Origin of the sequence: Burkholderia sp. BCC0506 (genome assembly GCF_902833145.1) — a bacterium.
Taxonomy (GTDB): domain Bacteria; phylum Pseudomonadota; class Gammaproteobacteria; order Burkholderiales; family Burkholderiaceae; genus Burkholderia.
On record NZ_CADFEN010000013.1, the window covers coordinates 1 to 18,723 of the forward strand.

Annotated in this window: 20 protein-coding genes and 4 tRNA genes; 13 read left to right on the forward strand and 11 right to left on the reverse strand. The window is 66.8% G+C overall.

Translation table 11 applies throughout. The features are described 5' to 3' along the window. Positions 1–141: 141 nt before the first annotated feature. On the reverse strand, positions 142–705 hold the full coding sequence (gene greB, locus HWX62_RS26250; RefSeq protein WP_175930145.1) for a transcription elongation factor GreB: 564 nt from the start codon (positions 703–705) through the stop codon (positions 142–144). 128 nt (positions 706–833) lie between these two features. Between greB and HWX62_RS26255 the strand changes: the two genes are divergently transcribed. The 3 genes from HWX62_RS26255 to HWX62_RS26265 all read left to right on the forward strand — a co-directional run bounded on the left by HWX62_RS26255 (position 834) and on the right by HWX62_RS26265 (position 1,191). Beyond that, positions 834–910: transfer RNA gene (locus tag HWX62_RS26255), tRNA-Arg, on the forward strand. Between the two features lie 66 nt (positions 911–976). Beyond that, positions 977–1,053: transfer RNA gene (locus tag HWX62_RS26260), tRNA-Arg, on the forward strand. A gap of 61 nt (positions 1,054–1,114) precedes the next feature. Next, positions 1,115–1,191, forward strand: a tRNA-Arg gene (locus tag HWX62_RS26265). Between the two features lie 193 nt (positions 1,192–1,384). Here HWX62_RS26265 and HWX62_RS26270 read toward each other — a convergent pair. From HWX62_RS26270 to HWX62_RS26285, 4 genes are all read right to left on the reverse strand, one after another. Continuing rightward, positions 1,385–3,751 (reverse strand): bifunctional (p)ppGpp synthetase/guanosine-3',5'-bis(diphosphate) 3'-pyrophosphohydrolase, encoded by a 2,367-nt coding sequence (locus HWX62_RS26270; RefSeq protein ID WP_175985262.1) that lies wholly within the window; start codon positions 3,749–3,751, stop codon positions 1,385–1,387. A 63-nt stretch (positions 3,752–3,814) separates the two neighbouring features. Beyond that, the gene (gene rpoZ, locus HWX62_RS26275; protein WP_006025620.1) at positions 3,815–4,018 is read right to left on the reverse strand and encodes a DNA-directed RNA polymerase subunit omega; all 204 of its coding nucleotides are present in this window, start codon (positions 4,016–4,018) and stop codon (positions 3,815–3,817) included. A 58-nt stretch (positions 4,019–4,076) separates the two neighbouring features. Then, positions 4,077–4,760, reverse strand: coding sequence for a guanylate kinase (gene gmk, locus HWX62_RS26280; RefSeq protein WP_175930143.1), 684 nt, complete (start codon positions 4,758–4,760; stop codon positions 4,077–4,079). Between the two features lie 7 nt (positions 4,761–4,767). Next, on the reverse strand, positions 4,768–5,691 hold the full coding sequence (locus HWX62_RS26285) for a YicC/YloC family endoribonuclease (protein WP_175930142.1): 924 nt from the start codon (positions 5,689–5,691) through the stop codon (positions 4,768–4,770). 173 nt (positions 5,692–5,864) lie between these two features. Here HWX62_RS26285 and rph point away from each other — a divergent pair, with 173 nt between their 5' ends. The 9 genes from rph to HWX62_RS26330 all read left to right on the forward strand — a co-directional run bounded on the left by rph (position 5,865) and on the right by HWX62_RS26330 (position 12,437). Further along, positions 5,865–6,605, forward strand: a complete 741-nt coding sequence (rph, locus tag HWX62_RS26290) for a ribonuclease PH (protein ID WP_175930141.1) — start codon at positions 5,865–5,867, stop codon at positions 6,603–6,605. Continuing rightward, a complete protein-coding gene (gene rdgB / locus HWX62_RS26295; RefSeq protein ID WP_175930140.1) occupies positions 6,598–7,227 on the forward strand; it encodes an RdgB/HAM1 family non-canonical purine NTP pyrophosphatase in 630 nt (209 codons plus the stop codon). Before rph ends, rdgB begins: the two co-directional genes overlap by 8 nt. 34 nt (positions 7,228–7,261) lie before the next feature. Beyond that, a complete protein-coding gene (hemW, locus tag HWX62_RS26300; protein ID WP_175930139.1) occupies positions 7,262–8,476 on the forward strand; it encodes a radical SAM family heme chaperone HemW in 1,215 nt (404 codons plus the stop codon). Between the two features lie 44 nt (positions 8,477–8,520). Further along, positions 8,521–8,608, forward strand: a tRNA-Ser gene (locus HWX62_RS26305). A 152-nt stretch (positions 8,609–8,760) separates the two neighbouring features. Then, a complete protein-coding gene (locus tag HWX62_RS26310; RefSeq protein WP_175930138.1) occupies positions 8,761–9,153 on the forward strand; it encodes a hypothetical protein in 393 nt (130 codons plus the stop codon). A 275-nt stretch (positions 9,154–9,428) separates the two neighbouring features. Further along, entirely contained in the window at positions 9,429–9,722 is a 294-nt protein-coding gene (locus HWX62_RS26315) for a hypothetical protein (RefSeq protein WP_175930137.1), read from the forward strand. A 323-nt stretch (positions 9,723–10,045) separates the two neighbouring features. Further along, the gene (locus tag HWX62_RS26320) at positions 10,046–10,537 is read left to right on the forward strand and encodes an energy transducer TonB (RefSeq protein WP_175930178.1); all 492 of its coding nucleotides are present in this window, start codon (positions 10,046–10,048) and stop codon (positions 10,535–10,537) included. Positions 10,538–10,844: 307 nt separating this feature from the next. Then, positions 10,845–12,155: an MFS transporter gene (locus tag HWX62_RS26325; protein ID WP_175930136.1), complete on the forward strand. Its 1,311-nt coding sequence runs from the start codon at positions 10,845–10,847 to the stop codon at positions 12,153–12,155. Between the two features lie 102 nt (positions 12,156–12,257). After that, positions 12,258–12,437 carry a hypothetical protein gene (locus HWX62_RS26330; protein ID WP_175930135.1) on the forward strand — a complete coding sequence of 60 codons (180 nt, stop codon included), beginning with the start codon at positions 12,258–12,260 and terminating at the stop codon, positions 12,435–12,437. Between the two features lie 19 nt (positions 12,438–12,456). Here the strand turns inward: HWX62_RS26330 and waaC are convergent, their stop codons facing one another. Next, on the reverse strand, positions 12,457–13,455 hold the full coding sequence (waaC, locus tag HWX62_RS26335; RefSeq protein WP_175930134.1) for a lipopolysaccharide heptosyltransferase I: 999 nt from the start codon (positions 13,453–13,455) through the stop codon (positions 12,457–12,459). A 191-nt stretch (positions 13,456–13,646) separates the two neighbouring features. On the opposite strand from waaC, the gene HWX62_RS26340 reads away from it, so the two are divergent. Next, on the forward strand, positions 13,647–15,188 hold the full coding sequence (locus HWX62_RS26340) for a chloride channel protein (RefSeq protein WP_175930133.1): 1,542 nt from the start codon (positions 13,647–13,649) through the stop codon (positions 15,186–15,188). Positions 15,189–15,304: 116 nt separating this feature from the next. Here HWX62_RS26340 and HWX62_RS26345 read toward each other — a convergent pair whose 3' ends face one another. The 5 genes from HWX62_RS26345 to HWX62_RS26365 form a co-directional block, all read right to left on the reverse strand. Next, positions 15,305–15,706: a YXWGXW repeat-containing protein gene (locus tag HWX62_RS26345; protein WP_175930132.1), complete on the reverse strand. Its 402-nt coding sequence runs from the start codon at positions 15,704–15,706 to the stop codon at positions 15,305–15,307. A gap of 160 nt (positions 15,707–15,866) precedes the next feature. Then, positions 15,867–16,121: a cell division topological specificity factor MinE gene (minE, locus tag HWX62_RS26350; RefSeq protein WP_006476634.1), complete on the reverse strand. Its 255-nt coding sequence runs from the start codon at positions 16,119–16,121 to the stop codon at positions 15,867–15,869. Positions 16,122–16,133: 12 nt separating this feature from the next. Further along, positions 16,134–16,949, reverse strand: a complete 816-nt coding sequence (gene minD, locus HWX62_RS26355) for a septum site-determining protein MinD (RefSeq protein ID WP_175930131.1) — start codon at positions 16,947–16,949, stop codon at positions 16,134–16,136. A gap of 59 nt (positions 16,950–17,008) precedes the next feature. Next, entirely contained in the window at positions 17,009–17,794 is a 786-nt protein-coding gene (minC, locus tag HWX62_RS26360) for a septum site-determining protein MinC (protein ID WP_175930130.1), read from the reverse strand. Between the two features lie 170 nt (positions 17,795–17,964). Continuing rightward, on the reverse strand, positions 17,965–18,588 hold the full coding sequence (locus tag HWX62_RS26365) for a GNAT family N-acetyltransferase (RefSeq protein ID WP_244136105.1): 624 nt from the start codon (positions 18,586–18,588) through the stop codon (positions 17,965–17,967). Between the last annotated feature and the right edge of the window lie 135 nt (positions 18,589–18,723).

Sequence of the window (18,723 nt, forward strand, 5' to 3'; positions counted from 1 at the left end):
GTTCAGCATCGCTGACCAAGTTAACAGCTTGCCGCTTTGTTTACAACTCCAACCCTAAAAACAAAAATGCCGTTCAGTTCTTAACTGAACGGCATTAGCCCCGATGGGGCGCTTTTTCTTTGCCGCGCGCACCGACGACGCTCAGGTGTCGCCTCGCGCCGGATACCGGACGTCGAGTATGTCGATCGGCTGCGGGCCGGCCGGCGTCATCAGCGTGACGGTATCCCCGATCCTCGCCTTGATCAGGGCGCGCGCGACCGGCGAAATCCAGCTGACGCAGCCGCGATCGAGGTCGACCTCGTCGATCCCGACGATCGTCACCGTGTGCGCCTCGCCGTCCGGCGTCTCGTAATCGACCGTCGCGCCGAAGAACACCTGGTCGACGCTCTCCTGCCGGCTCGCGTCGACGACTTCGGCGAGGTCGAGCCGCTTCGTCAGGAAGCGGATGCGGCGATCGATCTCGCGAAGCCGCCGCTTGCCGTAGATGTAGTCGCCGTTTTCCGACCGGTCGCCGTTCGACGCGGCCCACGACACGAGCCGCACGACCTCCGGACGCTCGACGTCGATCAGGTTCAGCAGCTCGTCCCTCAGCCGCTTGTGGCCGGCCGGCGTGATGTAGTTCTTCGCGCCCGCCGGAATCGCGGGCTGAGTCGGGTCGAGATCGTCGTCGTCACCGTCCGACTCTTTGACAAACGCCTTGTTCATGATGCAGATTCAACGTGGATGACTGATCCCCCAAGGGTACACGAAGGGCGGTCGGCCAAGCTCATGCACCTAATTCGCGAATAAGGCTTCCCTTTTTATACGACTCTGCTATACTTCCGCTTCTGCGTGCGGCTGTAGCTCAGTTGGATAGAGTACTTGGCTACGAACCAAGGGGTCGTGGGTTCGAATCCTGCCAGCCGCGCCACCTTTTCGAGGGCCTTCCGAACCGAAGGCCCTTTCAGTTCGAAGCAGTAGAAGTGTGTTGTTGCGTGCGGCTGTAGCTCAGTTGGATAGAGTACTTGGCTACGAACCAAGGGGTCGTGGGTTCGAATCCTGCCAGCCGCGCCACTTTTTTGGGAGCCTTCCCATCGCAGAAGGTTCCGACAGTTGAAGCAGTACCGTTTTGCGTGCGGCTGTAGCTCAGTTGGATAGAGTACTTGGCTACGAACCAAGGGGTCGTGGGTTCGAATCCTGCCAGCCGCGCCACCTTAAAAGGGCTTTCCTCCGGGAAAGCCCTTTTTCTTTTTGCGCCCGCCTCTCCTCGCTCACTATCGCCCGGACGCCTTCGGCAAAGCGCCGGCAACGTCGCGCGCACCCGCGGCCGCCTCAATGAAAACGGCGGCCATTGGCCGCCGTCCGTCGATCACCGAATTCACCCCGCGAAGGGCGCGCGGCAGCGTCAGTAATCCTGCCGCTCGCGCTCGATACGCATGCCGCCGTCATGGCGCGCATGCGCACCGTCGTCGGTCGAGCGCTCGCGCATGATCCGCATCACGTCCGGATTGGTTCTCACGCGCCGCATCACGTTCGCGAGATGCACGCGGTCGCTGACCTGGATCACGAAGCGCAATACCGTCGATTCGTGCGTCAGATCCTCGTCCATCGCGATATGGACGATGTTCGCGTCGGCCGACGTGATGTCCGCCGCGACGCGCGCGAAGATGCCCTTCGTGTTCTTCACGAGCGCCTTCACCGCGACATCGAACAGGCGGCCCGGCTGCGGCGCCCATTCGACGTCGATCCAGCGGCCCGGATCGCGGCGATGGATGCGCTGCGCGACACGGCAATCCGTCGTATGAATCGCCATGCCCAGACCGATGCCGATGTAACCCATGATCGCGTCGCCCGGGATCGGCCGGCAGCACGCGGACAACTGCACGGACATCCCTTCGGTGCCGGTAATCACGACCGGCGGCGCATGATGCGCGGGATGCCGCTCGGACTTCGGCAGATCGTCGTCCGCATCGCGGCCGCTCATCAGCACCTCGATGCGCTTGGCCATCACCGCGGCGACGCGACGGCCGAGGCCGATGTCCGCGAAGATTTCCTGACGGCTCTTGTTGCCCGTCCACTGCACGAGCTTCTCCCACACTTCCGGCTCGACGTCGGCCAGCGCGAGGCCATAGCCCTTCAGGCTCTGGTCGACGAGCCGCTCGCCCAGCTGCACGGACTCGTTCAGGCGCATCGTCTTCAGGTAGTGGCGGATCGCCGAGCGCGCCTTGCCGGTACGCACGAAGCCGAGCCATGCCGGGTTCGGCTTCGAATACGGCGCGGTGATCACCTCGACGATGTCGCCGCTCTTCAGCTCGGTGCGCAGCGGCAGCAGCTCGTTGTTGATCTTCACAGCCACACACTGGTTGCCGAGATCGCTGTGGATCGAATACGCGAAATCGAGCGCCGTCGCGCCGCGCGGCAGCGCCATGATCTTCGACTTCGGCGTGAACACGTAGACCGCGTCGGGGAACAGGTCGATCTTCACGTGCTCGAGGAATTCGCTCGAATCGCCGGCTTCGCTCTGGATGTCGAGCAGCGACTTCAGCCACTGGTGCGCCCGCTTCTGCACGTCGCTGAGATCCGCGCTGCCGTTCTTGTACAGCCAGTGCGCGGCGACCCCCGCCTCGGCGATCTCGTGCATCTTGCGCGTACGCACCTGGAACTCGATCGGCGCGCCGAACGGGCCGACGAGCGTCGTATGCAGCGACTGATAGCCGTTGATCTTCGGAATCGCGATGTAGTCCTTGAACTTGCCGGGCACGGGCTTGTACAGCGCGTGCAGCGCACCGATGCACGTGTAGCAGTCGAGCGGGCTGTCGACGACGACGCGGAAGCCGTACACGTCGAGCACCTGCGAGAACGACAACTGCTTGTCGCGCATCTTGCGATAGACGCTGTAGATGGTCTTCTCGCGGCCGGTGATCTCGGCGTCGATCTTCGCGTCGGCCATCGCGCGCTGCGCGGCCTCGAGGATCTTGCTGATCACTTCGCGGCGATTGCCGCGCGCGGCCTTCACGGCCTTCTCGAGCGTCGCGTAGCGATGCGGGTTGAAATTCGCGAAGCTCATGTCCTGCAGCTCGCGATACGTGTTGTTCAACCCGAGCCGGTGCGCGATCGGCGCGTAGATGTCGAGCGTTTCGCGCGCGACGCGGCGGCGCTTTTCCATCGGCACCGCGCCGAGCGTGCGCATGTTGTGCAGGCGATCGGCGAGCTTGACGAGGATGACGCGCACGTCGCGCGCCATCGCGAGCAGCATCTTGCGGAAATTTTCCGCCTGCGCTTCCTCGCGGCTGCGGAATTCCATCTTGTCGAGCTTCGACAGGCCGTCGACCAGCTCGGCGACCTTCGGGCCGAACCGCTCGGCCAGCTCGTTCTTGGTCACACCCTGGTCTTCCATCACGTCGTGCAGCAACGCGGCCATCACGGCCTGCGCGTCGAGCTTCCAGCCGGCGCAGATTTCCGCGACGGCGACGGGATGGGTGATGTAGGGTTCGCCGCTCTGGCGATATTGACCGAGGTGGGCTTCGTCGCTGAAGTGGAACGCCGCCTTGACCTCTTTGATTTCGTCCGGGCCGAGATACTCGGCAAGCGCGGCCGTCAGTTTCGCGATCGAAACGACGCCGTGCTTGCGCGGCTGCTCCGGTGTGGCGGTCGGCCCGAACAGATGCCGGAAGGACTGTTCGAGGACCGCGTCGATGTACTGGCGCGCAGGCGTCTGGGCCGTGGCTTCGGTGGTCGAATCCGCGGAGGCGGACGATGGGGTGGTGCTCATATTCGCCTCCAGGTCGAGTCGTTGCGCGCGTGGACTACATGGCTGGAACGGGCCGGATGCGCGTTACACCGGCACCTTCTTCAGCATCTCGACGCCGACCTGGCCGGCAGCGATCTCGCGCAGCGCGACGACGGTCGGCTTGTCGCGGCTTTCGATTTTCGGCGTATGGCCTTGCGCGAGCTGCCGCGCGCGATAGGTGGCGGCGAGCGCCAATTCGAAGCGGTTCGGGATTTGCTTCAGGCAGTCTTCGACGGTAATGCGAGCCATGTTGGTAATTCCTTCTGAATATAGTCCTTATTCTACCTTATGTCCCTCGTGCCCCGCGTCATTCCGCGTGGGGCAGATGAACGCCGAGGTCGATGAACAGCTCCGTGTGTCGCGCGTACTGCGAAGCAAAACGCAGGCGCGTCGCAGCAACGATGCATTCGAGTTCCGCGAGTGCGCGCTCGAAATTCTCGTTGATCACCACGTATTCCGCTTCCGACGCGTGCGCGATCTCGCTGCCGGCGGCCAGCAGACGTCGCGTGATCACGTTCGGCTCGTCCTGGCCGCGCTTTTTCAGGCGCTCTTCCAGCGCATCGAGCGACGGCGGCAGGATGAAGATGCCGACCGCGTTGCGGAACTGCTTCTTCACCTGCAGCGCACCCTGCCAGTCGATTTCGAGCAGCACGTCGTGGCCGTTCTTCATCTGCTCCTCGATCCAGACGCGCGACGTGCCGTAGTAGTTGCCGTGCACTTCCGCGCTCTCGAGGAATTCGTGCGCCGCGTGACGCGCGCGGAAATCCTCGACGGTCGTGAAGTGGTAGTGCTGGCCGTCCTGCTCGCCCGGGCGCGGCTTGCGCGTCGTGTACGAAATCGACAGGCAGATGTCGCGGTCCTTCGACAGCAGCGCATTCACGAGCGTCGACTTGCCGGCGCCCGACGGCGCGACGACCATGAACAGGTTGCCGGGATAGACGCCGCCGTGCAGCGAATGCGACGCGTGGCCGTCGCGGGTGGATTCGGTCATGTTGCTGTTACTCCAGGTTTTGCACTTGCTCGCGCATCTGCTCGATCAGCAGCTTGAGCGCCATCGACGCGTCGGCGAGTTCCTTCGCCGCCGCCTTCGAGCCGAGCGTGTTCGCTTCGCGATTCAGTTCCTGCATCATGAAGTCGAGACGCTTGCCGACGCGGCCGCCCTTCTCGATCACGTGACGCGTTTCGTTCAGGTGCGCGGTGAGCCGCGACAGCTCTTCCGCGATGTCGATCCGGATCCCGTACATCGTCACTTCCTGACGGATGCGCTCCGCGGCTTCCTCGCGCGTGACGACCGTCGAGCCGCCTTCGGGCGCCGCGAGGCCGAGCGCTTCCTGCAGCCGCTCGACGATCTTCTGCTGGTGCTTCGCGATCAGCTCCGGCACGAGCGGCGTGATGCGCGCGACGATCGCCTCCATCTCGGTGACGTTCGACAGCAGCATCGTCGCCAGTTGCGCGCCCTCGCGCGAACGCACGACGACGAGCTCGCCGATCGCTTCCTTGCCGCACGCGAGCACCGCGTCGCGGATCGCGTCCGCCGACACGCCGCTCTCGGCGAGCACGCCGGGCCAGCGCAGGATCTCGCCCGCGCGCAGGCGGCCGACGCCCGGGAACGAATCGAGCACCGCGCGTTCGAGCTCGGCAAGCTGGCCGAGCGCCGACTGGTTCAGCGCGCCCGCCCCGATGCTCTGCTCGCCGCGCTGCAGGTTGATGCGCACGTCGACCTTGCCGCGCGACAGCTTGTTCATCAGCATTTCGCGCAGCGCGGGTTCGCACGCGCGCACGTCGTCCGGCATCCGGAAATTGAGATCGAGGAAACGCGAGTTCACGGTGCGCAGTTCGACCGACACGCTGGTGCCGCCGTTGCCGGCGGCCGTCGCGAGTTCGCGCGTCGCGCTCGCGTAGCCCGTCATGCTGTAGATCATGGTTCGTCTCGCCGTCTGGTGCCCTCGCGGGCAGGGGATAGTTCGAGGCGCCCGGCGCATCGTAAAGCGCGGGGCGGGAAGCGCGCATTATCCCATTTTTGCGGACCACCCTGCCGGGCACGCCCGCCGTTCGGCGCTAAAATCGGGGTTTCCTCTCCTTCCGCGATTTCCCCATGACGTCCTCCGTTTCCCGCCCGAGCGGCCGCCGCGCCGACGAACTGCGCAAGGTCGCCCTCACGCGCCACTACACGAAACACGCCGAAGGCTCCGTGCTGGTCGAATTCGGCGACACCAAGGTGCTCTGCACCGCGAGCGTCGCCGAGCGCGTGCCCGAGTTCCTGCGCGAGCGCGGGCAAGGCTGGCTGACCGCCGAATACGGGATGCTGCCGCGCGCGACCCATACGCGCAGCGACCGCGAAGCCGCGCGCGGCAAGCAGACGGGCCGCACGCAGGAAATTCAGCGCCTGATCGGCCGCGCGCTGCGCGCGGTGTTCGATCTCGAGGCGCTCGGCCCGCGCACGATCCACCTCGACTGCGACGTGATCCAGGCCGATGGCGGCACGCGCACGGCCAGCATCACCGGCGCGTTCGTCGCCGCGCACGACGCCGTGTCGATGCTGATCGCGGCCGGCAAGCTCGCGCGCTCGCCGATCACCGACCACGTCGCCGCGATCTCGGTCGGCGTGTACGAAGGCGCGCCCGTGCTCGACCTCGACTACGCGGAAGATTCGCGCTGCGACACCGACATGAACGTCGTGATGACGGGCGCGGGCGGCTTCGTCGAAGTCCAGGGCACCGCCGAAGGCGTGCCGTTCTCGCGCGCCGAGATGAACGCGCTGCTCGACCTCGCGCAGGGCGGGATCGCCGAGCTGGTGCAGTTGCAGAAAGCCGTGCTGGGCGTGAGCCATGTCTGACGACCGCACCCTCGCGCCGCTGTCGCGCATCGTGCTCGCATCGAACAACCCCGGCAAGCTGCGCGAATTCACCGCGCTGTTCTCGACGGTGGGCATCGAGATCGTCCCGCAGGGCGAGCTCGCGGTGCCCGAGGCGGAAGAGCCGTTCGGCACGTTCATCGAGAACGCGCTGACCAAGGCGCGCCACGCGTCGCGGCTCACCGGGCTGCCGGCGATCGCCGACGATTCGGGCCTATGCGTGCGCGTGCTGCGCGGTGCGCCGGGCGTCTATTCGGCGCGCTACGCGCAGCGCGCGGGCCGCGACAAGGGCGACGCGGCGAACAATGCGTATCTCGTCGAACAGTTGCGCGGCGTCGACGACCGGCGCGCCTACTACTGCTGCGTGCTCGCGCTCGTGCGCCATGCGCAGGATCCGGAACCGCTGTTCGCGGAAGGGCGCTGGGCCGGCGAGATCGTCGATACGCCGCGCGGCGAACACGGATTCGGCTACGACCCGTATTTCTACCTGCCGTCGCTCGGCGCGACGGCCGCCGAACTGGAGCCGGCCGTGAAGAATACGCACAGCCATCGCGCGCTGGCGCTGAAGGCGTTGCTCGCGCGGCTCGCGGAGGAGCCCGCATGATCGCTTTCGTCCCGCATTTGCAGCCGGAGGCCGCATGAGCCAGGCCGCGGAAACCGGCGCACGCGTCGTCGCGACGTTCACGTCGCCCGGGCAGGTGCGGCTCACGTCGCTGCCGCCGCTCGCGCTGTACGTGCATTTTCCGTGGTGCGTGCGCAAGTGCCCGTACTGCGACTTCAATTCGCACGAATGGAAGGGCGAACGGTTCCCCGAAACCGAGTATCTCGATGCGCTGCGTGCCGATCTCGAACAGGCGCTGCCGCTCGTGTGGGGTCGGCAGGTGCATACCGTGTTCATCGGCGGCGGCACGCCGAGCCTGCTGTCGGCCGCCGGTCTCGACCGGATGCTGTCCGACGTGCGCGCGCTCCTGCCGCTCGACGCCGATGCCGAGATCACGCTCGAAGCGAATCCGGGCACGTTCGAGGCCGCGAAGTTCGCGCAGTTTCGCGCGAGCGGCGTGAACCGCCTGTCGGTCGGCATCCAGAGCTTCAACGAAGCGCACCTGAAGGCGCTCGGCCGGATTCACGACACCGCGCAGGCACGCGCGGCCGTCGAGATCGCCGCGAAGAACTTCGACAATTTCAACCTCGACCTGATGTTCGCGCTGCCGAACCAGACGCTCGACGAATGCCGCACCGACATCGAGACCGCGCTGTCGTTCGCGCCGCCGCACCTGTCGCTGTATCACCTGACGCTCGAGCCGAACACGCTGTTCGCGAAGTTCCCGCCCGTCGTCCCCGACGACGACGCGTCGGCCGACATGCAGGAATGGATCCATGCGCGCACGGCCGAAGCCGGCTACGGGCGCTACGAAGTGTCCGCGTATGCGAAGCCGAATCATCAGTGCAAGCACAACCTGAACTACTGGCGCTTCGGCGACTATCTCGGCATCGGCGCGGGCGCCCATACGAAGCTGTCGTTCCCGAACCGGATCCTGCGGCAGGCGCGCTACAAGCATCCGGCGACCTTCATCGAGCAGGCGAAGGCCGGTGCGGCCGTGCAGGAAGAGCGCGAAGTTGGCGCGCGCGACCTGCCGTTCGAATTCATGCTGAACACGCTGCGGCTCGTCGAGGGCTTCCCCGTGCACAGCTTCGCCGAACGCACGGGCCTGCCGATGCGCACGATCGAACCGGCGCTCAAGGAAGCGGAGCGACGCGGACTGATCACGCGCGATTTCACCCGAATCGCGCCGACGCCGCTCGGCCAGCGTTTTCTCAACGATCTGCAGGAATTGTTCCTGCGCGACGACTGAACGCATGAACGAGGCGGCATTTCGGTTACAATGCCGCCTCGTGTGGAAGCGTGGCCGAGCGGTTTAAGGCACTGGTCTTGAAAACCAGCGACGGGAAACTGTCCGTGAGTTCGAATCTCACCGCTTCCGCCAGGAAGTTCGCCGAACCCCGTCCATTCGCAGAATGACGGGGTTTTTGTTTGTCCGCACGCGTGTGCCGCGCGTGTGCCCCATACGCGCCGACGCGTCGCGCCGGATGCCGTTACAATCCCGCGCTCCGATTCGCGAAACGGGAAATCCACGTCATGAAGCCCTTCCTCGTCTCGTCGCTCGTCGCCGTGCTGGCCGCCGTCAGCACGCATGCGGCGGCCGACACCGCCTCCGGCAGCGACGCGCAGGCGTCGTGCGCGATCGCGTCCGTCACCGGCGTCGGCGGTTCGCCGCGCAGCCTCAGCGAATATCTCGCGAGCCCGTCGCCGTACAACTACCTGAAGGACAACGAGCTTCAGTGCAAGGTGGCGGACGACGGACGCACGTCGAACTGCACCGGCGTGACCTACCTGCGCAACGAACAGGTCAGTGTGTACGACGATTCCGATCCGGCGACGCTGACCGTCGTCGCGCGCGTGGAACTCGACCATGGCCAGAAGTATCCGGTGATCGTCGTCGTGCAACGCAAGGACGCGCGCTGCAAGTAACGAAATCGCGGCGCGACCCGGCCGTCAGTCGAGACGGAACGTGCGTTCGCGCCGCACACGAAAGATACGATGATCCCCCTGTCGGTCGCTCGATCATGAAATCGGCGCCGGATCGTCGGCGCCGATCGACGAGGCTCGCGCGCCCGGACGCACGCCTCCCGCCCCGCTCCGCCATCGCCTAGAATTCGTTCAACACGGCGACACGAACGCCGCCGCGTGTTCGATGTATTCGATGCCGCACGCGCCACCCCTGCGTGCGACACACGGAGATCGCCATGACCGACCTGTCGACCGCGACGGAACACGTCGATTACGAAGGCTTCGAGATCCATGTCGTGCCGGCCGCGCTGCCCGGCAGCGACACGCGCTATACCTACACCGGCTACGTGTGCCATCCCGGCGTGAATCCCGCGCTGCCCGGCCATGCGGTGCCGTTCCACGCGGACGGCGAGGAAAGCTTCGCGAGCATCGACGAGGCGATCCACGAAGCCGTGCACATCGGCAAGAGCATCATCGACGGTACGCACCCCGACCTGTCGGTCCTGTCGCTCGTCACGCACGGCTTCTGAGCCGGCCGACGCGCGTCGCGGGCGATTGCCCGGAACGCGGGTCGAGGTCGTCGCATCGGCAGATCGCCGCGCGCGGCCGGGCGATCGCCGCGTGCCGTGGCTTTCCGCGCTCAAGCCACACGCGCGTCCGCCGCGCACGCCGTCACATGTCGCGTCACATGTCGCGTCACATGGCGACGCACGATGCACGTTGTCCGACGCCGCGCCCGGCCGCCGTCATCAGCGATCGCCGCGATCGATCCAGCGCGCTATGCGTTTCTCCCCATATCGTCTCGCGTCGGCGCGCCTATCATTTTTTTATCGTCCCTTCCGGCCATTACCTTATGCGCCCCCTTCTCCGTCCGCGCATCGCCCGGCTGCGTGTTGCCGCGCTGGCCGTCGTCGCGCTGCTTGCCGCGTGCACGATCACGCCGCCTTCGTCGCTACGCTCGGTCCTGACGATCCCGTCGGTCACCCGCGGCGGCAGCCTCGACCAGTATCGCGTCGAGGTCGCCCATCGGGTCGCCGAACGCAATCCGTCCAGCATGCTGCACGGCGCTCCGCAGGCCATGCTGCGTTCGCTCGTCGTCGTGGCGTTCACCGTCGATGGCAGCGGCCGCGTCGTCAACGCATCCGTCTATCGCAGCAACGGCGACAGCGAAGCGGAGGCGCTCGCGCTCGCGTCGTTGCGCCGTTCGGCTCCGCTGCCCGCGCCGCCGTCGCGGCTGCTCGACGGCAACGGCCGGCTCGAGCTGATGGAAGGCTGGCTCTTCAACGACGACGGCCACTTCCAGTTGCAAAGCACCGCCTCCGCGCAGGCGCAGTCGATCGACTGACGCGCCGCCGCGGCCGGATTGCCGGTGAGCGGCGGCGCTCGCTATAATTTTCCGCACTCGCGCGGCCATCACGCCGCGCGCGCGTTCGCGGGCCCCACCCCGGCAAGCGAGCCGACCACGCCGGCACCGGGCGGCGGCGACGTACCCGTCTCCATCGTCGACCGGCGGGTGACGTCCGCGCCACGGCGCGTGTCCACGCCGCCACCGCGTCATCCGCATCACGCATTTGCCCGGCTGCTCCCGGCAGGCAGTCGCCTGCCCGAGCGCACGCGCAGCCGAGCACCCCAACGACAAAACGGAGACACCCATGTCCGCATCCCCCCCGGCCGTTGCACACGCAACCGGTTCGGCCGGCGCCGTCAGCCACCGGCGCATCGTGTTCGCGAGCTTCATCGGCACCGCGATCGAGTTCTACGATTTCTATGTGTACGCGACGGCCGCCGCGCTCGTCATCGGCCCCGTGTTCTTCCCGCACGGCTCCGCGACGGCGCAAGCGCTGTCCGCGTTCGTCACGTTCGGCATCGCGTTCATCGCGCGCCCGATCGGCTCGTTCCTGTTCGGGCACTTCGGCGACCGCATCGGCCGCAAGTCGACGCTCGTCGCATCGCTGCTCGTGATGGGCGTGTCCACCACCGCGATCGGCTTCGTGCCCGGCTACGACACGATCGGCGCGCTCGCGCCGGTGCTGCTGTGCGTGCTGCGCTTCGGCCAGGGGATCGGCCTCGGCGGCGAATGGGGCGGCGCGGCACTGCTCGCGACCGAGCATGCGCCGCAGGGCAAGCGCGGCTGGTTCGGGATGTTCCCGCAACTGGGGCCGTCGGTCGGCTTCCTGATGTCGAACGGCCTGTTCTTCGCGCTCGCGCTGTCGCTGTCGGACGAGCAGTTCCGCAGCTGGGGCTGGCGCATCCCGTTCCTCGTCAGCGCGGTGCTCGTCGCGCTCGGCCTGTACGTGCGGCTCAAGATCGCCGAAACGCCGGCGTTCCAGGCAGCACTCGACCGCAACGAGCGCGTGCGCGTGCCGGTCGCGACACTCGTCACGCAGCACTGGCGGCCGACGCTGCTCGGCGCGCTCGCGATGGTCGTCTGCTACACGCTGTTCTACATCTCGACGGTGTTCTCGCTGTCGTACGGCGTGTCGGCGCTGCACATTCCGCGCCAGAGCTTCCTCGGCCTGCTGTGTTTCGCGGTCGTCTTCATGGGGCTCGCGACACCGCTGTCCGCCTGGGCGTCGGACCGCTTCGGCCGCAAGCCGGTGCTGGTCGTCGGCGCGATCGCCGCCCTGCTGTCGGGGTTCGCGATGGAACCGCTGCTCGGCAGCGGCTCGATGGCGCTCGTCGCGCTGTTCCTGACGATCGAGCTGTTCCTGATGGGGGTGACGTTCGCACCGATGGGCGCGCTGCTGCCGGAGTTGTTCCCGACCAACGTCCGCTATACGGGCGCGGGCGTCGCGTACAACCTCGGCGGGATCCTCGGCGCGTCGATCGCGCCGTATATCGCGCAATTGCTCGCCGCGCGCGGCGGGCTGTCGTGGGTCGGCGGCTACGTGTCGGTCGCGGCGGCGATCAGCCTGATCGGCGTGCTGCTGATGCGCGAAACGCGCGACGCATCGCTCGTCTGACCCTCCGGGGCGACCCGGGTTGTGCGGCGCCGGACGCACTCTATACTCGTTCCTGGGCGCGTCGTCGCGCCCGGGGATCCCGCCCCGACAGGAGCCGCCGCCATGAACGTCCGTCTCGCCAATGCCGACCTCGTCCTGATCCTCGCGCTCGCACTGGGCGGCGCGCTAATGCTCGCGCTGCGGTTCCGGCCGACAACCTGGCGCGGCCTCGTGTTCGAGGCGCTGCTGGCGAATCTGGCGGCCATCGCCGCCGTCGTCACGGTCGAGGCGTTGCTCGCGTAATCGCGGCCGCCACACCGCGTCAGGCGGACAGCCGCGCACGCACCGCGCCGTAAGCCGGGCAGACCGCATCGATCGCATCCAGCGCCTCGCCGACGGTCGGCATCGCGCCCGGCTCGCCGATCGACAGCGCATTCGGCGCACCGCCGATGCCGCAATGGTGGCGCGAAGTCGCAACGAAAATCATCACGGTCGGCCGCTGCAGCGCGTGCGCCATGTGCACGAACCCGGTATCGACGCCCACCACGAGCGCGGCCCGGCCAAGCGCCGCACCCAGCTCACGCACCGTCATCGCCGGTAACACGATCGCGCCCGGCGCACGCGCGGCGATATCCCGCGCGTCGTCGTGCTCGGCCGCGGATCCCCACGGCAGCAGCACGCGCACGCCGCGCGCCATCATCTCCGCGGCCAGCGCGGCCCAGTGTTCGGCCGGCCACTTCTTGTCGGGGTTGGAGGTCGCGTGGAACAGCAGCATGAACGGCCCGGCGTCCGTCACGGCAGCGGGCAGGTTCGCATCCTGCGGCGCGACGATGCCGTACGTGGCAGCCCCTTCGGGCACGTAGCCGAGCGCTTCGCCGGCACTCACGCGCATCCCGTGCCATGCATCGCAGTTCGGCCGCGGACCGAAACGGTGCGAATACGCGAAGCGCGCCCCCGTTTCGCCGAGATCCTGCGTCTGGTAGCCGACACGGCGCGCGGCACGCGCAAGCGACGAAATGATCGCGCTCTTGTAGACGCCGTGCAGATCGATGACCGCGTCGTAGCGGTGCGCACGCAACGCGCCGATCGACGCCGAGATCGCCTTCAGGTCGCCGGCATTGCGCAGTTTCTTGAAGCGTCGCAGCGGCGCGCACAGGACGGTGCTCACGCCCGGATGCCAGCGCACGACCTCCGCGCACGATTCGTCCACGGCCCAGTCGACCGTCACGCCGGGGAAAGCGCGATGCAGGTCGGCGACGACGGGCAGCGTCTGGACGACGTCGCCGAGCGACGTCACTTTCACGATAAGGATGCGTTTCACGATTTGCGGGGACTCTCGACTGGCCACTTCGGCATGCTAACGACGGTTGCTATCCGCAGACATTACGCGAACATTACATTTGCAACAAATTGCATCTCTTCCATGTATTTTCGTCGCTCACCGGGGATTTGTCGCCCCCGCCGGCATCCGGTTCTTTTTATAATTCATTCTTTGCCCTCCGGCCCGATTCAATGCCGCGCCCCGCCCTTCCCGCGCTGTTCCCCGCCCTCACCCGACGCTCGCTGCGAATCTGGCGCCAATACGGTGTTTTCTGGCTCGGCGCGATCGTCGTCGGCCTCGCGGCCGTACTGTACGCCCGATTGATCGATTGGGGCTACGAGACTTTCCGCACGATGCGCGATCACGCCGTATGGCTGCCGCTGGTGCTGACGCCCGCGATCGCCGCGATGTCGGCGTGGATCACGCGCCGCTTCTTCCGCGGCGCCGAGGGCAGCGGCATCCCGCAGGTGATCGCGACGCTGCATGCGCGCCCCGGCGCATTCGGCGCGCGGCTGCTGACGCTGCGCATCCTGTTCGGCAAGGTGCTGATCTCGTTCCTCGGCATCCTCGGCGGCTTCACGATCGGTCGCGAAGGGCCGACCGTGCAGGTCGGCGCCGCGCTGATGTTCAACCTGCGGCGCTTCTACCCGCGCTCGAACGCGCAGATCGAACGCCAGCTGGTGCTGGCCGGCGCGGCGGCCGGGCTGTCGGCCGCCTTCAATACGCCGCTCGCCGGCATCGTGTTCGCGATCGAGGAGCTGACCCGCAGCTTCTCCGCGCGCGCCAGCGGCGTGCTGATCACCGCGATCATCCTCGCGGGCGTCGTCGCGCTCGGACTGAACGGCAACTACACGTATTTCGGCACGATCGACGCCGGCCTCCATTTCCCGAAGCTGCTGGCGGTCGCGGTGCTGGTCACCGCGATCGTGACGGGCATCGCGGGCGGCCTCTTCTGCTGGCTGCTGCTCAACACCGGACGCTGGCTGCCCGCCCGACTGCTGGGCCTGTATCGGGAGCGGCCGATCGCGTTCGCCGCGCTATGCGGCTTCGCGATCGCCGTCGTGGGCCTCGTCTCCGGCGGCACGACGTTCGGCAGCGGCTATGCCGAGGCGCGCGGCCTGCTCGACGGCAGCCAGCAGTTGTCGGTGTTCTATCCGTTCCTGAAGATGGTGTCGATGGTCGCGTCGTACCTGCCGGGCATCCCGGGCGGGATCTTCGCGCCGTCGCTGTCGATCGGCGCCGGCTTCGGCAACCTGCTGCATGCCGTGTTCAGCCACCTGAGCCTGCCGATGCTGATCGCGCTCGCGATGGTCGGCTATCTTGCCGCCGTCACGCAGTCGCCGATCACGTCGTTCGTGATCGTGATGGAAATGATCAACGGTCACGCGCTGGTAATTTCGCTGATGGCGACCGCACTGGTATCGAGCCGGATATCGCGCTTTTTCGCGCCGCCGCTCTACGAAACGCTCGCGCAGCGCTACCTCGCGCCGCCCGTCGCACCGGCCGCGGCAACCGCGGCCGCCGCCGCAAGCAACGTGACGGACGTGACCGAACCCCAGGATGCAAACGCGGCCCCCGCCGATCCGCTCGACACGCTGCGCGACGCAGGCAACGACGAGCCGGCCGCCGCAGCGGCCGACAGTGCCGCGCATGCGTCGGCATCGCATGATGCCGGGCCGCCGGCGACCGACTCGAACGCTCCCTCGCAACACGGCCCGCGCGACGCTCAATAGATCACGACAGGCGCCGGCCGGTAGTAGACCGGCCGCGCCGGCACGACGATGCACCCGGCCAGCGTGATCGCGACGAGCGCGATGGCGATTGCGGTTCTTTTCATCGCGCGTCTCCATCAAGCCCAGTGGCCACGCGTCCAGAACCAGTTCGGGCCGCGCTGGTCCCAATGCCCCGGCACCCATTGCATGCCGACGCGCTCGGTTTCCCAATGGCCGCCGATCCATACGTAGCGGCCATGGTCCCAGTGCCAGTGCCCGCGCTCCCACACGTAGCCCACGCGCGTGGGCGGTACGACCTCGTCGCGCACGGGCGGCGGCGCATTCGGCGCGACGACGACGATTTCCCCGGTGGGCACGGCGACCGGCTCCGCGATGACCATGCGCCCCTGCGGCGCGATCACGGGCGTGCCGACGAGAATCTCGTCCGCATGCGCGGCAAACGGCGCGACGACGGCTGACAGGCCCGCGGCGAACAGGGCGAGCGAAACGATACGACGTGAAACGGTAGAGACAGCCATCACAACCTCCTGGTTGAACAAGACACGCGAGCGTATTCGTTCAATGCGGAAGGGTCGATGTCGGCCGACAGGCGCCGTGTTACGGCGTGCCCGAAAGTGCAACAGGGCGTAAGACGCGCACGGCGGCGGGTGCCGCCGTGCGGAGGGACACGCGCAAGCGTCAGGCTTGCGGAATCTCGATCTTCACTTCGAGGACTTCGAGGTCGTCCTGGCGCTCGAGGCTCACGCGGATGTCATCGTCCGAAATATGGACGTACTTCGAGATGACCGCGACGAGCTCCTTCTGCAGCGCCGGCAGGTAATCGGCCGGCGGCCGGCCGCCGACCCGCTCGTGCGCGATGATGAGCTGCAGGCGCTCCTTCGCGACCGATGCGGACTTCTTCTTCTCGCCGAGGAGAAACGAAAGGATGGACATGGGCGGCCTCCGTTACTTGCTGCCGAAGAGGCGCTGCAGCAGGCCCGGCTTCTGGTAATCGGTGAAGCGCAGCGGCTTGTCCTCGCCGAGAAAACGGGCGACGACGTCCTTGTACGCTTCCGCGACGTCGGTGCCGTCGATATGCACGGCCGGCAGACCCTGGTTCGACGCGTGCAGCACGGCTTCCGACTCGGGCACCACGCCGATCAGCTTGATGCGCAGGATCTCGCTGATGTCCTCGAGCGACAGCATCTCGCCTTCGCTCACGCGCTTCGGGCTGTAGCGCGTGATCAGCAGGTGCTCCTTGATCGGTTCCTTGCCTTCGGTCGCGCGTTTCGTCTTCGACGACAGGATGCCGAGAATGCGATCCGAGTCGCGCACCGACGACACTTCCGGGTTCGTCACGATCAGCGCTTCATCCGCGAAGTACATCGCGTGCAGCGCGCCGGCTTCGATACCGGCCGGCGAATCGCAGACGATGTACTCGAAGTCCATCACGACGAGATCGTTCAGCACCTTCTCGACGCCGTCGCGCGTCAGCGCATCCTTGTCGCGCGTCTGCGACGCCGGCAGGATGAACAGGTTCTCGCACTTCTTGTCCTTGATCAGCGCCTGGTTCAGGTTCGCTTCGCCCTGGATCACGTTCACGAGGTCATACACGACGCGACGCTCGCAGCCCATGATGAGATCGAGGTTGCGCAGGCCGACGTCGAAGTCGATCACGGCCGTCTTGTGGCCGCGCAGCGCGAGGCCCGACGCGAAGCTCGCGCTCGTCGTCGTCTTGCCCACGCCGCCCTTGCCCGAGGTCACCACGATGATTTTTGCCATTTACCCAATACCCTGTGTTCGTCAATGAGAGCCGATCGATCCGGAGCGCACCGCGTGAATCACGTCAGGCGCAGCGGTTCGATCATCAGTTTTTCCTCTTCGAGCCGGATCTGTACCGATTTGCCCAGTACGTCGGCGGGCAGCGGGTTCTCGGTCGTTCGATAGATACCCGCGATCGAAATCAGTTCCGGTTCGAGACACGTGCAGAAAATGCGCGCGTCGTGGTTGCCGTGCACGCCCGCGAGCGCGCGGCCGCGCAACGGCGCGTAGATGTGGATGTTGCCTTCCGCGATGATTTCCGCGCCGTGACTGACCGGCGCGAGCACCACGAGGTCTCCTTTCGCGTAAATCTGCTGCCCCGAACGCAACGGCCGGTCGATCACCAGCGTCTGGCCGCCGGCCTGCACGGGCACCGGCTCGGGTTCCGACGACTGTTCGGGCGCCGCTGCGGCTGCCGCAGCGGCGGCGGTCTCGACGGCTGGCACAGCCGCCGGTTCCGCTTCGTCGGCCGGTTTCGCGGCCGGCGCGCGACGATCGCGCGCCTCGAGCAACGGCAGGCCGGCTTCCCCCGCCCAGCCCTGCGTTGCCAGCGCGACGACGCCCACCGGACGCATCCGCACGTCGTTCAGCATCTGGCGGATGTCCGCGAGCGCGACGCGTTCGCCGTCGGCCAGGCGGCGGACGTCGATCGCGACGACATCGTCGGCGAAAAACTCGGGAGTCGCTTCGAAGCGCTTGACCAGCTCGGCGCGCAACGCATCCAGATCGGTCGTCTTCACGGTGAACAGCAACGTATCGACCGATCCGCTGCGCAGCTCGAAGAATGGCGATTTTTTAAGCGACATGGACACTCTGCAAAAATTTTTTGCGTATTTTACAGGCGTCCACGCGTGCGGCCATTATTTTTGGGACTCGGGGTTGCGGCGACCGGGCGGACGCGCAACCGGCAGGCGGGCAGGCCGGCAGGCGATCGGGCGGTTCATCGGGCCGCGCGGCTCGCGCTTCGAGAAGCGCGTCAGTGCTTCACCTGCGACACGAACAGCGACTTCATCGCACCGGGCATCCGCGCGATCGGCGCATGTTCGCCGGTGTTGCCGAAACCCGCACGCTCGTAGAAGCGGATCGCGTTGCGGTTCGCATCGGCGATCCATGCGTAGACGTCGGTGGCGCCGCGCTCGGCGAGCCACGCGGTGGCCGTCTCCAGCAGCAGCACGCCGCCGCGCAGGTGACGCACCGCATGCGCGACCCACAGTTCGCTGACGAACGCACGCCGATCGGGCGTGTTGTCGAAATACGCGCCGATCATGCCGGCCGGATGGCCCTCGGTGTACAGCAGGAAAGTCGTCGACTCGTCGGAGACGGCGCGCTGCGCGGCAATCGCCGACGCCGCGTCCGTATCGACGGTCAGCAATTCGGCCTCCGGCGCTTCGCCGGGCGCGTAGGGCTCACGCAGCGATGCAGCGCGGAGTTCGCGATACACACCGCCCTGATCGGCAGCGATACGACGAACGGTCAAGGTCGAACTCATGCAGGCACAGCCCCCTTCGGACAGCAAGCTATTAGCTTCAACCGAAAGCGGGGCATGAGTCAAATCGTAATTTTCAAATGGCGGCGCGGATCGAAAGGCGGCAGATGTCATCGGCGACGACTCGCACCGGTCGGTGTGCGGGTGCAGCATCGGTGCCTTGACGCGGGCGGTCGAACGGTCGGCGGGCACTCGTCGTCCGGCGCTTCGCGTCGTTGTCGTTGCGATGCGCGGCCAGCCGGGTTCGGG